Here is a 15,525-nt window from a genome sequence, read left to right as displayed (position 1 = left end):
TTGGGTTTTACGAAACTTACTTACGGCTGACTAATGCAACACAGCCATCATTATTTTAACAAACCGCCCTGTACCGAACGGTACGCAGGGTGGTGTGAGAGGACGGATAGGGAAATAATCCCTATCTTCCTACTCGATTGTCTTGATTTTTTCTTTCTTTTTGATCAAGCAAAAAGGAAAAGTAGAAACTACAAAATATAGTTTCGGGTATGAATCTATATTTAATTTCTAAAACCTCAGATTTCCTATATAACAACAAATTCCAAGGGTTTGTTATGATAACATTTCCAAAAAAAAGAGTTTTTATTTTCGTTATAATGAAGATTAAGCCTTCTTTTTAATTTTCAAGAGAAAGCTAGGTAAAAAGTAATATTTCTGTGAACGGGAAATCATAAATTCTACACCACCAACTTCCAATCATCACTATTGAGAGCGTGATTACCTCATTATACTATATTATAATGAGGTTGAATTCTGATACTATTGAAACTGAAAGTAAATGGAAACACTATTAGTCACCAACTGGTCTATTGGGCTACTATAGCTATTTTGTCTATCAAATAAAGCATTAGATAATCCTCTGGAAAAGCGAATTTCTGGAGAAAACTTAAATAATTCGTAATAGATGTCTACTCCAAATCCTATTTCTAATGCGAGATTGAACGTATTAATTAATAAAATATCCTCATTAGTCTCCGATGGTCTTTTACCACTTACTTCAAAAGAAGGTTTTGCTCCCCCAATCATATAAGCTCTAAAATTTTTCCTACGTTGAGATTTGTATTTAAATAGAAGTGGCAATTCTGCATAAAATGCTTCCTTCTTGCCCTGATAAGTAACAACTTGCGCTTGGTCGAAAGTATTGTAATTTAAAGTGTATTGATAAAGACCCACTCCTGGTAATGCTCTGAAGTCTAAATATTGAGCAAGTCTAAGATTAAAAATAAAACCAACCGTAAAGCCTGGGGTACTTTCTGGAATTACAGAGTGTAAAGAGTCAAATTCATTGGTCAAGTAAGCTTCATTATACCTAACTTTCAAATTAGCAGTATGTCCACCTAAATAAAAACCATAATGAAGTAACTGGTCATCATAATTAGGTAAATTCTCCTTTTCGTAATATTGAGCAGAAGCTTGAAAGCTAAATAATACCCCTAAAGCGAATAAGATTATTTTATTCCCGTGTAAATGGAGCTTATGCCAAATGTTAGTGGTTTGCATACAGTGTTTTTGAAACCTAATTTATCCAAAATTGAAGTGAAATCCTTTCCATCGGGAAATGACTTTACTGATTCAGGTAGATACGTATAGGCTGCATTATCTTTTGAAATTGTTTTGCCTAAAGTAGGTAAGATATTCTTGAAATAGAAATTATACAGTTGCTTAAATGGAAAGCTTTTAGGCTTAGAAAATTCTAATACCACTACTTTTCCACCTGGTCTAAGTACTCTAAACATTTCAGACAATCCTTTTTCCAGATTCTCAAAATTCCTTACCCCAAAAGCAACGATGATGGCATCAAACTTATTATCTTCAAACGGAAGGTTTTCCGAATCTCCTGAAATCAATGTGATTCTATCGTCCAGTTTTCTTTTCTTCAATTTCGCTCTCCCAACATTCAACATGCCTTCAGAAATATCAACTCCAGTAACATGATCGGGATTTAATTTCAAAGCTTCAATGGCGAAATCACCAGTTCCAGTAGCAATATCCAAAATTTGCTTCGGCTGAATATCCTTCAACAATTTGATACCTGTCTTTCTCCAACGAATATCTATTCCTAGGCTTAGAAAATGGTTAAGGAAATCATATTTATGGCTAATGTTATCGAACATATCTGCCACTTGTTGCTTTTTGCCTGTTTCCTTGTCTTTGTAGGGTAATACTGTCATCTGAAAATGGATTTGCTATAGTATGGCTAACAGCGCGTTTTGAAGAAATGTTTGTTTTGGGTAAAAATAAAACTGCTATGCATTAAATATCTAGCATAGCAGTCTTATTTCAGTGATTTCAATATTAAATAATTAACATAGCATCCCCATAAGATAGGAATCTATATTTATTTTTAATCGCTTCTTGATAAGCTTTCATTACGTTGTCATACCCTCCAAATGCAGCAGCCATCATCAATAAAGTAGATTCTGGCATGTGGAAATTTGTTAATAATGCATTACAAATTTTAAATTCGTAAGGAGGAAAAATAAAACGGTCAGTCCAACCTTCATTTTCTTTCAAATGATTGTTAGCAGTTACTGATGATTCCATAGAACGCATAGCAGTAGTACCCACGGCACAAACTCTTTTCTTGCTATCCAATGATTCATTAACCAACTCAGCAGTTTTCTTCGGAACTTTAAAGTTTTCCGAATCCATTTTATGCTTGGTCAAATCTTCAACATCTACAGGGCGGAAAGTGCCTAAACCAATATGCAATGTAATTGGACTGGTTTTGATGCCTTTTAATTCCATTCTCTTCAATACCTGTCGAGTAAAGTGCATACCTGCAGTTGGTGCTGCAACAGCTCCTACTTCTTCAGCATAGATTGTTTGGAATCTTTCCCTATCAGCTTCTTCAACTGGTCTTTTGATATATTTTGGAAGAGGAGTTTCGCCCAAAGAATCTACTAATTTGTAGAAATCTTGATCATCACCATCATATAAAAATTTAATGGTTCTTCCTCTTGAAGTGGTGTTATCAATAACTTCCGCTACTAATTCGCCATCTCCAAAATACAATTTGTTTCCTACACGAATTTTACGAGCCGGGTCAACCAACACATCCCACAAATGCATTTCCTTATTGAGTTCTCTTAATAAGAAAACTTCAATTTGAGCACCTGTTTTTTCTTTGTTTCCATAAAGACGTGCAGGAAATACTTTGGTGTTGTTGGTCACAAGTATGTCACCTTCCTCGAAGTAATCTACAATATCCTTAAAAGTTTTGTGTTCAATTTCACCGGTATCTTTGTGCAAAACCATTAGTTTTGCTAAGTCCCTGTCTTCTGCCGGATGCTGTGCCACTAATTTAAGTGGTAATTCGAATTTGAATTCTGATAATTTCATACTTAATATTACGGTATTAAGTGGTTAGATTTAAAAATTTAAGAGGGCAAAGTTAAGAATAGTTTTTGTAATCTTGTAGCTTTATATTTTTATATTTACATATGATTTACTTTCATCTGCTTCTGGAGAGTTTTCGCTTTGCTTTAAGTGCCTTGCGAGCCAATTTATTAAGAACGATTCTTTCACTCTTGGGAGTGACGGTAGGGATATTTTCAATCATCACCGTTTTTACGCTTGTAGATTCATTGGAAAAAAATATAAAAGATAGTCTTAACTTTCTTGGAGATGACGTAATCCGAATTGAGAAATTTCCCTGGATATTTGGAGATGACTATCCTTGGTGGAAGTATGTTAACCGTCCAAAGGCACAATTTAGTGAATATCAATTTTTGAAAGAGAATTCTGCTAAAGCCAGTGCTGTTACTATTTTTGCCGAAAGAAGAGGTGTAACTGTTAAACATGAAAGTAATAGTTTAAGCGGAGCTATAATTTCTGGAATTGCTTATCAGCATAAAGATGTATTTGAAATCCCTATAGAAACGGGTCGTTATTTTGGGTTGCAAGAAATAGAAAAGGGTGCTAATGTAACAATAATTGGTGGAGAAGTAGCAAATACGTTATTTCCAATGTCTGACCCAATTGGCCAAGAAGTTAAACTAAGGGGCTTAAAGTTTAAAGTAATTGGAGTAATGGAATTGCAAGGAGCAAGTATCACCAATGCCCCAAGTGCTGATGATTATTGCTATGTTCCTTATAATGCTTTTTTTAAGATGTTTTCAGGTCGTGGCAACTGGGGAGTTGAATCGGTCATCGCTTTAAAAGGTTATGCCGAGGATGAAGGACTAAAAAATTTGGAAGGAGAAATAACAGGATTACTTAGACAAAAACGAGGATTGCGCCCTAGAGAAGATACCAACTTTGCCATCAATCGTCCTGAGGCTATTGCTGATTTTCTTGATTCCATATTTGGAGTGATTTCACTAGCCGGCTGGGTGATTGGTAGTTTCTCAATTTTAGTAGGTGGCTTCGGTATTGCTAATATCATGTTTGTTTCCGTAAAAGAGAGAACGAATATCATAGGTATTCAAAAATCATTAGGTGCTAAAAGGTCTTTTATATTATACCAATTTCTATTTGAAGCTGTTTTTCTGTCCGTACTTGGCGGGCTTTTTGGGTTGTTTTTAGTGTATTTATTGAGCTTTATTTCATTAGGAAGTTTAGAACTCACACTTTCTTTGGGAAATGTATTGCTAGGAATCATTGTGTCAGTGATAGTCGGAACTGTGTCAGGGATTGTACCTGCTGGAATGGCGGCTAAACTAGATCCAGTAATTGCTATAAGAGCGTAATTTTTTTAATTTCAAAATAAAGAACTAAATGATTAAATCTATTGGGTTACTATTTTTGATGTTTTTCTTGTTTCAAGATCCAGTTTTAAAAAAGCAGAAACTAACTGATTATTTGACCATGGATGTTTCCACAGATTTACAGGAGATGACTCAGCAGGAACTTTCATCAAAGTTTTTAGGTGCTAAAATTCCGGATGTAGCGCTCACAAATAGTCAATCAGCAGTTGAATTTACCATAACAGCATCGCCAACCTTTTGGCAAAAAGGTGATATTGCGCTATTAAAAGATTTTTATGATTCAAGTATTCCCAATTTATTTGAAGAGATTAAATTTTTTCAAAAGGAATTGGTCACCATAAATAATAAAGAATTTATAGCCTATCAATTTGATGGAAAACCTGAAACGGAAGGTGGTCGAGTTGCAGAGCAGCGCTATACCTATCTATTATATACCATTCATAAGAACGGCTTGGTCACTATTAATTTTTCTTGTCCTCCGTACTTGAAATCCAAATGGCAGCCGATTGCTCAGGAAATGTTTGAATCCACTGAATTCAGGTAAACATAAAATGGAACTCACCGTTTATTCTGACGAGCACTTTATGAAGGAAGCCCTTCGTCAGGCTGAAATAGCCTATGAAGAAGGAGAAATTCCTGTTGGTGCTGTCGTTGTTTGTCAGAAAAAAATTATTGCTAAAGCCTACAATCAAACTGAAAGACTGAATGATGTTACTGCCCATGCGGAAATGCTGGCGATTACATCAGCCGCTAATCATTTAGGAGGTAAATACTTAACAGATTGTACGCTTTATGTCAGTTTAGAACCTTGTGGAATGTGTGCAGGCGCTTTGAACTGGTCGCAAATAGACCAAATTGTTTATGCTTTGTCGGATGAGAAAAGAGGGTTTACAAAAATAAATCCTAATATAATTCATCCTAAAACAAAAGTAAAGAGCGGTTTGATGGCAGCTGAAAGCAAAAAACTAATTGATAATTTTTTTGCTAAAATGCGAAACAAATAGAATTGAATTTTTAATTAATGTTTAACCTATAACTTATAAATATTATGGCTTTTGAATTACCAGCATTACCATATGCAAAAGACGCTTTAGAACCACATATAGATGCTAAAACTATGGAAATCCACCATGGAAAACATCATAACGGATATGTTACTAAATTAAATGCAGCTGTTGAAGGAACTGATATGGCTGGCAAGTCTTTAGAAGAATTGCTTAAAAATAATAGTGATAATAATGCTGTTAGAAATAATGGTGGAGGTCATTACAATCACTCTTTATTCTGGTCAGTAATGAGCCCAGATGGAGGTGGACAACCATCAGGTGCTTTAGCTGACGCAATTAAATCAGCTTATGGTTCTTTTGATAAATTTAAAGAAGAATTTTCTAATGCCGCAGCTACTCGTTTCGGTTCAGGATGGGCATGGTTATGTGTTCACGCTGGTGGAAAAGTAGAGGTTTGTTCTTCTCCAAATCAGGATAACCCAATCATGCCAAAAGTTGGCTGTGGAGGAACTCCAATCTTAGGTCTTGATGTATGGGAACATGCATATTACTTAAATTATCAAAACAGAAGACCTGATTATATTGATGCATTTTTTAATGTAATCAACTGGAAAGAAGTATCTAAAAGATATGAAGCAGGAAAATAATTAAGTCTTATTAATTAAGCTTCACAAGCCATGTAATTCATTTTGCATGGCTTTTTTTGTTTGTTAAGAGTTCTCTGTAATAATTTTAAACCACTTTTACACTAAATTCTTTCCCACACCTCATTTAAGTTTTGTATTATTGCTGATTGTAATCTATGATACTGGAGTTAAAAAAATATCTAGAAGCTCGGTTAGCACAAGAACTACCTGGAGATAATGCCCATCAGCAAATGATGGCGCAACCTATCGGTCAGCGCTTTAAAATGCAATATGAAAAACCACCTAAAAAAGGAGCGGTTATGATTGCGCTTTATCCCGATGAAGGTAAAATCTATTTTCCTTTGATGCAAAGACCACCATATCAAGGTATACATGGTGGGCAGATAAGTTTACCAGGTGGAAAGATGGAAGATTTTGACGATAGCTTAATTGAAACTGCCATAAGAGAAACTTTTGAAGAAATTGGCGTCAAAATTTCAGATAATGAAGTTGTCGGGAGCTTATCTGATTTGAATGTAACGGCCAGTAATTATATAGTAAAACCTGTGGTCAGTATTTTACACAGAAAGCCTGAATTTATTAAAGATCCTCGTGAAGTGGAGCATATCTTTAAAGCGGAAGTTCAACATTTGATTAACCCGAAAACTCTGCAAGAAACAGAACTCACAGTAGCTCAGGAAGTCAGATTAAAAGCCCCATTTTTTGATATTGAAGAGAAGGTAGTTTGGGGCGCTACTGCAATGATTTTAAGTGAATTTGTAGAAATTTTGAAAGAACATTATACATAATGGAAAAACCACTAATCACCAACGATGCCGTAGTTTTAGGTTTGCTAATGTTAATATTGGCAGCCATTTTTATCACTGCTTCTAGCAAGAAGGCAGGATGGCAAAAATTTTACCGTTTCATCCCTTCGGTTTTATTATGTTACTTCATTCCTTCTCTTTTTAATACTTTTGGAATCATATCAGGTGATGAATCCAACCTCTATTTTATGTCTTCGCGCTACTTATTGCCTACCGCTTTGGTTCTATTGACTTTGAGTATTGATTTAAAGGCAATTGCCAGACTAGGGAAGAAGGCTATTATCATGTTTTTGGCAGGTACGGCTGGAATTGTTATTGGTGGACCATTATCCATTTTAATTGTTTCTTCTTTTGCTCCTGACATTGTAGGGGGAGTAGGCCCTGATGCCGTCTGGAGAGGAATGGCAACCATAGCCGGCAGTTGGATTGGTGGAGGTGCCAATCAAGCAGCCATGTTTGAAACCTTCGGAGCGAGTGAAGATTTATTTGCCACCATGATTACCGTAGATGTGATTGTAGCTAATATATGGATGGCCTTTCTACTCTACGGAGTTGGAATTTCTAAGAAACTGGATAAAAGATTAAAAGCAGATGCTTCATCAATTGAAGAAGTTAAAAATGGTATTGAGAAATATCAGGCTTCCATCATGAAAATACCTACGTTGCCCGAAGTCATGACTGTTTTAGCCATTGGTTTTGGAGCAACCGGAATATCTCATTTTGGAGCAGATTTAATAGCCCCTTGGATTGGCGAAGTTGCTCCTCAACTAGATAAATTCAGTTTGACTTCCTCATTCTTTTGGTTAGTAGTAATTGCTACAACTATTGGTTTATGTTTATCATTTACCAAAGCTCGAAAATTGGAAGGCGTGGGAGCTTCGCGTCTAGGTAGTGTCATGATTTATGTATTGGTTGCTTCTATTGGAATGCTGATGGATGTGACTGCTATTTTTGATAATCCTGGTTTCTTTATGGTTGGCTTGATTTGGATGGCTGTTCATGTGATTGTATTGCTTGGAGTTGCCAAGATAATTAAAGCTCCTTATTTCTTTGTAGCTGTGGGGAGTCAGGCGAATGTGGGCGGTGCAGCATCTGCACCTATAGTGGCAGGAGCTTTCCATCCCAGCTTAGCACCAGTAGGAGTGCTTTTGGCAGTATTGGGGTATGCACTTGGTACTTACGCAGCCTACATTTGCGGATTGTTAATGCAGGTGGCTGCGGCTGTTTGATGAGTATAAGAATTTAATATTTCAAATTTAATTGCTTTCTGTATACACTATCTTTTGCTCCATTTTTATTCCAATAATCTAGCAGGATACGCTTTTTGAGGGTGGCTGTAGTTGTCATCATTTCTCCATTTTCAGGATAAGTTTCTTCCCACTTTTCGATTTGGTAAGGATGTTGGGCTTTATAGAATATTGATAATTGACGTTCTAGTTCTGGAATTTCAACTGTTAATTCGTTTAAATTATCGTTTGTTACCATACTGATTTTTGCAGTAAATGCTTTTAAATCTTTATGTTTAAGTCGTAAATATTGAGTTGAAGGAAATAACTGTATTTCTCCTTTTGGAATTTGATTAGGGTCCAGACGTAATAAAGTCCAAAGTTCATCTTCCAGCCAAACTTTATCAAGTTTCATATCTACATCTCCTTCGCTTTCAAAATAGGACCGCAGTAGTAATTTATAATCAGTACCCATATTATTCAATTGCATAAATACGTGTCCGCACCATTCTTGAACCGAAGTGGTGATTTTGCGAGCGTGCATATCATTTTCAGGATAAATTGGTGAGAATATTGAAGTCATAATTGAATAAGGATAAATACCAGTACTGAATTTTTTGGTAAAGTTGAGCTTCAGAACTTTTTCAGCATCATCGCCAGCCTCTTGTGGGTTGTCCAGTTTTACTTGCTTGCTTTTTGAAAAGTCTTCCGTTACGAAAATAAGGACAGCTTCTCCGTCTCTTTTTTCTCCATATCGAACTTGCTCCAAATCATAGGAAGTCAATTCTGCCTTTCCTTGATACCAGTAATCGCCAAACTGTTCATTTAGGTTTAAATTGACTTTATCCTGTGGGGTGTTATTAGTTTTTTGAGCACATGCTTGAAATAATACCAGAGAAAATAAAAGGAGTAATGTGTTTTTCATAACATACAAATTTGGTGACTATTTTTGCTAACGGAATATGGTTAAAGCCGTTCATGGGTGATACTTTTAATGTAATTGAAGCGGCTAAACATTTCTTCTTTATACCAATTTTCTTTTTTAACCTTCCCGATAATTTCTTTGTGTATGTCAGCATAAGCATATTCTTTCATGGCTTGCTCATTTTCCCAGATACTGAACGTAGCTTGCTCAATTAAAGGCCATTCGCCTATGCCTTTGGTGTAAACTAATCCTTTGGCATTTTCAATGGCTTTACTGGCCTGGGGTACGAATTGCCAAAATCTTGGGAGCTTGTTGATATTGATTCTTGCTCTTGTAATGACGGCTATTTTTCCTCCTGAATAAGCTGCTTTTTCAGGGAACGGATTTTGACCGTACCAGCTGCCATGAGCTCCTAAAGATTCTAGATGATGAGTTTCAATGGACACAGATTTATTTTTCAATTCACTGAATTCACTTGAATGTTGGAAAAACTCTTCTGCACGATTTTCATTGTCCCATTTCATCAACATAGCGTAAGTTGAGAAATCAGGCCATAAACTAAAGCCGAATCCACTACCCGTTCCCAGTAACTTTGCAAAATTACAGCCATTGACCTTAGCCAATCGAGGAGGCAGTAACTGCATCTGCTTAAATGCCCAGTATTTATTTTGAGTGTAGTGTATTAAGGATATGGTTACCATAGATTAATTTATGTTCACAGTAACTGAAAAGGAGGTGAAGGGTTTAATGGAAATTAGTAATGTATAATTAGCTATTCTAAAATCCGCTTATTTCTTTTTATCTTCCGAATAAAGGCAAAAATAAAAACAGATCCTACATGAAGATATAATACAAAAACGATTATAGCCACTCTTCTCAATCCATAGCCATCATGACCTAAATATTCTAATTGAGAATTTGTAAAGTAAAATAAATAGGATAGAGTGAGAAGGACATTTATTGCAAAGAATATCCAAAATCTATTCCAGTAGTAAAGCCATTTTACACTCAAAATCCATAGAACTAAAATTGGTGATATAATTAATAGTATGATGTCCAAAAACTTGTAAAGAATATTTAGCTTAATTAAGCTACAAATTAATCAAATTTAATGATACGGGCTTTTCTTAGGAAAAAATTATATGATGCTTACAGTCTAAAAATGCAAAAAGCCTATTCAAAAACATTGAATAGGCTTTATTTTGGTGGGGATAGTAGGATTCGAACCTACGACCCCCTGCTTGTAAGGCAGGTGCTCTAAACCAACTGAGCTATATCCCCATTAATTATTTTTGATTTTTACAACCTTTTGTTGTGTTTTGGGAATGCAAATGTAGTATTGCTTTTTATATTTACAAATTGATTTTGAAAAATAATTCAACTTTTTTTCTTTAAAATATTTATGAAACTGATAGTCAATTGTTTAGATCTGTAAAAAAAATAAATTTGGATTTATATCTCTTATTCACAATTTTCGTTCATCCATCAAACGCATTACTTTGAAGCGCATTAAAAAGATTATTCTTTACCTTTTTCTTTTTTTGACCCTGCTTTTTGCCGGTGGGTCAGCATACTTGTATTACAATCAAGACCAACTTATTGAAAAGATATTGTCGGAAATCAATAAAACAATTCAGACACCAGTAAAAGTTGGTGCCGTTGATATCAATTGGTGGACAGATTTTCCAAATATTTCTTTACGATTTCAGAATGTTTTTATTCAAGAGTCCTTGGAGAGAAGCAGTTTTCCCTTGGCCAAGCTAGAGGAGCTGGCACTTTCCTTTAATACCTTACATTTTCTGAAGGGAGATTATTCATTTGAGAAGATTATATTGAAAAATGGAGAGGTCACTATCCGCACTACAAGGTCTGGTGAAATAAATTATGATATAATTAAAAACTCAAATTCAAATTCGCAGCAGTCTGTCAATTTTGATTTGAAAAATGTTCAGATTCAAGGAGTGCAGATTAATTATGTGGATGAGGCTTTAAAGCAATCCTATTTACAATTTGCAGACCAATTAAATGCTAGTCTTTACAAAAAGAAAAATGTTTATTATATCAATGTTGAAGGCAAAATGAATTCCAAGGCAATAAAAATTGGGGAGTATGATTATTTTGAGAATAAAAATTTAACATTGAAAACTACTCTCAAATATACGCAAGGTGCAGAAACAGTAGAAATTCTACCTTCTCAAATTCTTTTATCTGGAAATGATTTTCAAATTTCGGGAAACTATGAAATTGAGGACAGTTATATGAATATTTTGGTGAAAGGAATCGAATCAGATTTCACAACACTGATTTCTTTATTGCCTGAGACGTATAGAAAGCAATTGGCTGATTATGAAAGTACTGGGAATTCGCAGTTTGAAGGAAGTTTGGTTGGAAATTTAACATCCAAAGAAAGTCCTAATATCAATTTCAGCTTTAGCGTGGATAATGCATCACTATTTCAGCCTGAATACAATACAAGATTCGAGAATTTAAGTTTCCATGGAAATTTCAATAATGGAGCAAAACAAAGTCTAAAAACCTCACAATTGGTTCTGAAAGATATTAAAGGAGTCTTAAAAGGAAAACCATTTACGGCAAATTTAGGAATTAAAGATTTTGAGAATTATCTCATTAATCTTTCGACTGAAGGTCAGATTTCAACGCAGGATTTAGTCACCTTTTTCCCTGATAAAGAAAAATATTCACAGCTAGATGGTTTAATTGATTTCAATTTGACTGTTGCTGGCTATTTCAATGACTTTAAACAGGCTTCAACGGCAACACGAATAAATAACTCTGGAGAATTAATTTTAACTAATTTAAGTGGAGTTTATGCAGATTATCCATTACCCATTAATGATGTAAATGGTAGATTAATGTTCAATAAGAATGACATTGCTATCAATCATTTGAAAGGGAATATTGGCGACTCGGATATTGAATTAAGTGGATTTTTCCTTAATATAATTCCCTATTTCTTGAAGGAAAATCAAGCGCTTTTAATAGAAGCAGAAACTGTTAGTGAAAATATCAATCTCAATGAGTTGCTATCTGGCTTATCTAATGCAGATAACTCAATCGAAAAACAGGAAGAATCTTTCAAATTTGCCTTAAGCCCAAAATTGCAATTGGATTTAACCTCACATATTTCAAATCTAACATTTAAGCGATTTGAAGGAAGAAATATCTCAGGTAAAATCAAACTATCCAATCAAATTCTTGAGGCGTCTCAATTAGGTTTAGAGAGTAATGGAGGTAAAATGACCCTAAATGGAGAAGTGAATGCCAAAAAGAGTAATGAAATCCGAATCAACACAGCGGTTAATTTTAAGGGAATGAATGTGGATAGTATATTTTATACTTTCGAAAATTTCCAGCAGGATTTCTTGACTGATAGACATTTAAAAGGAAAAATTGATGCCAAAGTAAATGCTTTTATTTTACTGGATGAAGGTTTGAAATTCCAACCTGATGCTTTTACTGCCACCATTGATGCTACTATTGAAAATGGGGAGCTGAATGATTTTCAGCCTATGCTAAGTTTGTCGGATTACGTGAGGGAGGACGAACTAACACATTTGAACTTTGGCGAATTGAGCAATACAATCGAAATCAAAAATAAAGTGATTTATCTTCCGGAAATGTCTATCAAGTCCAATGTATCTGATATATTATTGCAAGGCACACATACCTTTAATCAGGAAATTAATTATAGATTATTAGTACCTTTAAAAAACTATAAAAAGGAGGACAGCGATGCTGCATTTGGTGCAATTGAAGAGAGTGGGGGATATTCCAATCTCTATTTGAAAATTATAGGTACCACGGATGATTTTGAAATTAGTTGGGATAAAAAACGCTCCTTGCAATCCGTTGCAGATAGATTAAAAGAGGAAGGAAAAACCTTGAAGAAGATTATTAAGGGACAAGAAATTGAAAAAGAGAAAAAAGAAGTTGAATTAAATGAAGAAGAATATTTTGATTGGTAAAAAAATAAAGAATTATTGCCTGATAATGACTGTATTGATTTTCACAGCTTCTTGTGGAGATAAAAATGTGACTCCAAAATTAACTGAGCTTAACACTAATACAGATGCCCTCATTATCGGTTTGCAGTCATTTAATGATTCCATCGTCTGGGCTAGTGGAACATATTCTACCTTACTAAAATCTACCAATGCAGGGGATGATTGGCAAGTTTTTACCTATCCTGAAATTGACAGTCTGCAATTCAGAGATGTTCATCCAATCAGTGATAAGGAAGCCATTGTATTAAGTGCAGGCGAGGGTAGATTGAGTCAAATCTTTTATTTTCATGAAGTCACAGGCTGGCGAAAAGTTTTTCAAATGGAAAATGATAAGGGCTTTATAGATGCGGTTCAATTCTGGGAAAATGGACAAGGATTAGTCTATGGAGATGCCACAGATTCATTGGCCTATATTCTTAAAACAGCTGAATTTGGTAGAAGCTGGACACGAATTCCGACTGCTCCTTTGGCAAATGATGGTGAAGGTGGTTTTGCTTCAAGTGGGAGCAATATTTTGACTGGTGAAGAAGGGAAAGCATGGATAGCCACAGGTGCAAATGGAAGCGCTAGGGTTTTTTACACAGAAGATTATGGCAGAAGCTGGGAAGTGAAAAGCACCCCTATGATGACAGGTGAATTTGCGGGTCTGACAGCCATTAAGAAGTCAAATGATAAATTATGGATTACAGGTGGGGATTTGGGAATTTCTGACAAGCAATTGGAGAATGTTTACTATTCCGAAGATAATGGTGAAAACTGGAAAGCTCTCCCTGAGCATGCAACTCTAGGTTCTTTCTACGGGATGGCAGTCACAAATTATTTAGAAAATGAATTCGTATTGGTTTGCGGTCCAAAAGGAGCTGAAATTTGGTTAGGCGACCAACAAAAATGGAAAACTTTAAGCGAAGAAGACATTTGGACAGCCACTTTCATTGACAGCCGTACTGCTTTGATGGCAGGTAGGGGTGGAAAAATGTTTAAGGTGGAATTGGAGTGAGGTTCTAATCTGTCCTTTTCCAACTCATTCTATTCTATGCGTCATTCCCACGAAGGTGGGAATCTAGTCTATTGAAACGAAGTTTTAATAACTCTTATCTCCCCTCCAATTTAACCAAAAATGGCACTATCTCTTCCAAAGCATTTTTCCTAGAGCCTTTGATTAAAATCGTACTTGCTTTCTTCAATGGCTTGGCTGTTAAGTGTTCTATCAATTCATTTTTAGTCTCGAAGTACTTGCCAAAATTATCCTTTTTAGAAGCAGATTGAATTTGTTTGCCGCAATAATATCTTTTGCTAATACCCAAATCCACGCAAAGCTCCCCTAGTTTTTCATGTTCCAATTCTGCAGTATCCCCTAATTCCAGCATATCTCCCAAAATCACTACGGATTCAGTATTTTCTATAGCGCTCAAGCTTTTAATGGCTAGTTCCATCGAATCAGGATTAGCATTGTAGGCATCTAGTAAAATAGTGTAATTATCCGTTTTAATCATTTGCGAACGCATATTTTCAGGCATATACTCTTGCGTTGCCTTAATGGCTTTTTCCATCGAAACGTCAAAATATTTACCAATGCATAAAGCAGCTGCCACATTAAGATAATTAAACTGACCAACTAAATGTGTTTCTATATGACTGAAACCTTCAGTGGAATATTTTAAAAATGCCGAGCCTTTCTCTGGTTGAAGTTCCAAGTCGTCTCCTTCATTTGGGAAGGTGACTGCATTGGAAAATCGTTTTTGCATATTTTTCAATACAGCATCTTGAGTATTGATAAACGGAATGCCATTGTTTTTCTTAAGAAAATCGAACAATTCGCTTTTACCGATAATGATATTTTCAAAGCCTCCGAATTCCCCAATGTGGGCTTTACCGATATTGGTAATCAATCCATGAGTAGGTTGAGCTATTTTGCAATAGGAAGCTATTTCACCCACATGGTTGGCCCCCATTTCTATGATGGCAATTTCATGCTTTTTATTGATGGAAAGTAAACTCAACGGCACTCCAATGTGGTTATTCAAATTACCTGAGGTAGCAAAAACATTGTATTTCTTAGCCAAAACCACATGAATTAATTCCTTGCTCGTGGTTTTACCATTTGAGCCCGTTATACCAATAATCGGGATATTGAGTTGCTGCCTGTGATGAGTGGCCAAAAGTTGTAAGGTTTTCAAAGCATCATCCACTAAGTAATTATTCTCATCATTTTTGTGGTATTCCACTTCATCTACCAAAACTGCTAAAGCACCCTCTTCAAGGGCTGACTGGGCAAATTTGTTTCCATTGAAGTTGGGACCTTTTAAAGCAAAAAATAGATTGCCTTTTTCAAGCTTGCGGCTATCTGTGCAGATTCCAGTACTTTTTAAATATATTTCGTAGAGCTTTTCTATCTCTGTCATTTTTCAATAGGTTTTTACAAATCTATAAAATTGTAAAAGCTTATTATTGTTTATAAT

At 35.3% G+C, this 15,525-nt stretch carries 14 protein-coding genes and 1 tRNA gene; 8 read left to right on the top strand and 7 right to left on the bottom strand.

Features of this window, described 5'->3' with window-relative positions; all coding sequences use genetic code 11:
* Nucleotides 1-480 precede the first annotated feature (480 nt).
* The 3 genes from VFM92_RS05865 to queA form a co-directional block, all read right to left on the bottom strand.
* Nucleotides 481-1,221 carry a porin family protein gene (locus VFM92_RS05865; RefSeq protein ID WP_325121264.1) on the bottom strand — a complete coding sequence of 247 codons (741 nt, stop codon included), beginning with the start codon at nt 1,219-1,221 and terminating at the stop codon, nt 481-483.
* Complete coding sequence (gene ubiE, locus VFM92_RS05860; protein ID WP_325121263.1) at nt 1,170-1,892, bottom strand: bifunctional demethylmenaquinone methyltransferase/2-methoxy-6-polyprenyl-1,4-benzoquinol methylase UbiE; 723 nt, start codon at nt 1,890-1,892, stop codon at nt 1,170-1,172. The genes VFM92_RS05865 and ubiE overlap by 52 nt, the downstream gene beginning before the upstream one ends.
* Nucleotides 1,893-2,016: 124 nt before the next feature.
* Nucleotides 2,017-3,063 (bottom strand): tRNA preQ1(34) S-adenosylmethionine ribosyltransferase-isomerase QueA, encoded by a 1,047-nt coding sequence (queA, locus tag VFM92_RS05855; RefSeq protein WP_325121262.1) that lies wholly within the window; start codon nt 3,061-3,063, stop codon nt 2,017-2,019.
* A 101-nt stretch (nt 3,064-3,164) separates the two neighbouring features.
* On the opposite strand from queA, the gene VFM92_RS05850 reads away from it, so the two are divergent.
* The 6 genes from VFM92_RS05850 (at nt 3,165) to VFM92_RS05825 (ending at nt 8,119) form a co-directional block, all read left to right on the top strand.
* Nucleotides 3,165-4,412 carry an ABC transporter permease gene (locus tag VFM92_RS05850; RefSeq protein WP_325121261.1) on the top strand — a complete coding sequence of 416 codons (1,248 nt, stop codon included), beginning with the start codon at nt 3,165-3,167 and terminating at the stop codon, nt 4,410-4,412.
* Between the two features lie 28 nt (nt 4,413-4,440).
* Nucleotides 4,441-4,974, top strand: a complete 534-nt coding sequence (locus tag VFM92_RS05845; RefSeq protein WP_325121260.1) for a hypothetical protein — start codon at nt 4,441-4,443, stop codon at nt 4,972-4,974.
* 7 nt (nt 4,975-4,981) lie between these two features.
* Nucleotides 4,982-5,434 (top strand): nucleoside deaminase, encoded by a 453-nt coding sequence (locus tag VFM92_RS05840; protein WP_325121259.1) that lies wholly within the window; start codon nt 4,982-4,984, stop codon nt 5,432-5,434.
* Between the two features lie 44 nt (nt 5,435-5,478).
* Nucleotides 5,479-6,084, top strand: a complete 606-nt coding sequence (locus VFM92_RS05835; RefSeq protein WP_325121258.1) for a superoxide dismutase — start codon at nt 5,479-5,481, stop codon at nt 6,082-6,084.
* 155 nt (nt 6,085-6,239) lie between these two features.
* Nucleotides 6,240-6,872: a CoA pyrophosphatase gene (locus tag VFM92_RS05830; RefSeq protein ID WP_325121257.1), complete on the top strand. Its 633-nt coding sequence runs from the start codon at nt 6,240-6,242 to the stop codon at nt 6,870-6,872.
* Nucleotides 6,872-8,119 (top strand): DUF819 domain-containing protein, encoded by a 1,248-nt coding sequence (locus VFM92_RS05825; protein ID WP_325121256.1) that lies wholly within the window; start codon nt 6,872-6,874, stop codon nt 8,117-8,119. Before VFM92_RS05830 ends, VFM92_RS05825 begins: the two co-directional genes overlap by 1 nt.
* A gap of 13 nt (nt 8,120-8,132) precedes the next feature.
* On the opposite strand, the gene VFM92_RS05820 is transcribed toward VFM92_RS05825, so the two are convergent.
* From VFM92_RS05820 to VFM92_RS05810, 3 genes are all read right to left on the bottom strand, one after another.
* Complete coding sequence (locus VFM92_RS05820) at nt 8,133-9,041, bottom strand: hypothetical protein (RefSeq protein ID WP_325121255.1); 909 nt, start codon at nt 9,039-9,041, stop codon at nt 8,133-8,135.
* 41 nt (nt 9,042-9,082) lie between these two features.
* On the bottom strand, nt 9,083-9,742 hold the full coding sequence (locus tag VFM92_RS05815; protein ID WP_325121254.1) for a spheroidene monooxygenase: 660 nt from the start codon (nt 9,740-9,742) through the stop codon (nt 9,083-9,085).
* A 502-nt stretch (nt 9,743-10,244) separates the two neighbouring features.
* A tRNA-Val gene (locus VFM92_RS05810) sits at nt 10,245-10,322 on the bottom strand.
* A 218-nt stretch (nt 10,323-10,540) separates the two neighbouring features.
* On the opposite strand from VFM92_RS05810, the gene VFM92_RS05805 reads away from it, so the two are divergent.
* Both VFM92_RS05805 and VFM92_RS05800 read left to right on the top strand, forming a co-directional pair.
* Complete coding sequence (locus VFM92_RS05805) at nt 10,541-13,027, top strand: AsmA family protein (protein ID WP_325121253.1); 2,487 nt, start codon at nt 10,541-10,543, stop codon at nt 13,025-13,027.
* Nucleotides 13,002-14,063 carry a hypothetical protein gene (locus tag VFM92_RS05800; protein ID WP_325121252.1) on the top strand — a complete coding sequence of 354 codons (1,062 nt, stop codon included), beginning with the start codon at nt 13,002-13,004 and terminating at the stop codon, nt 14,061-14,063. The genes VFM92_RS05805 and VFM92_RS05800 overlap by 26 nt, the downstream gene beginning before the upstream one ends.
* A 94-nt stretch (nt 14,064-14,157) precedes the next feature.
* Here VFM92_RS05800 and VFM92_RS05795 read toward each other — a convergent pair whose 3' ends face one another.
* Complete coding sequence (locus tag VFM92_RS05795) at nt 14,158-15,468, bottom strand: UDP-N-acetylmuramoyl-tripeptide--D-alanyl-D-alanine ligase (RefSeq protein WP_325121251.1); 1,311 nt, start codon at nt 15,466-15,468, stop codon at nt 14,158-14,160.
* Nucleotides 15,469-15,525 lie beyond the last annotated feature (57 nt).

The organism is Marivirga sp. (assembly GCF_035704835.1).
GTDB lineage: Bacteria > Bacteroidota > Bacteroidia > Cytophagales > Cyclobacteriaceae > Marivirga.
This window is presented reverse-complemented; position numbering and strand designations above follow the sequence as displayed.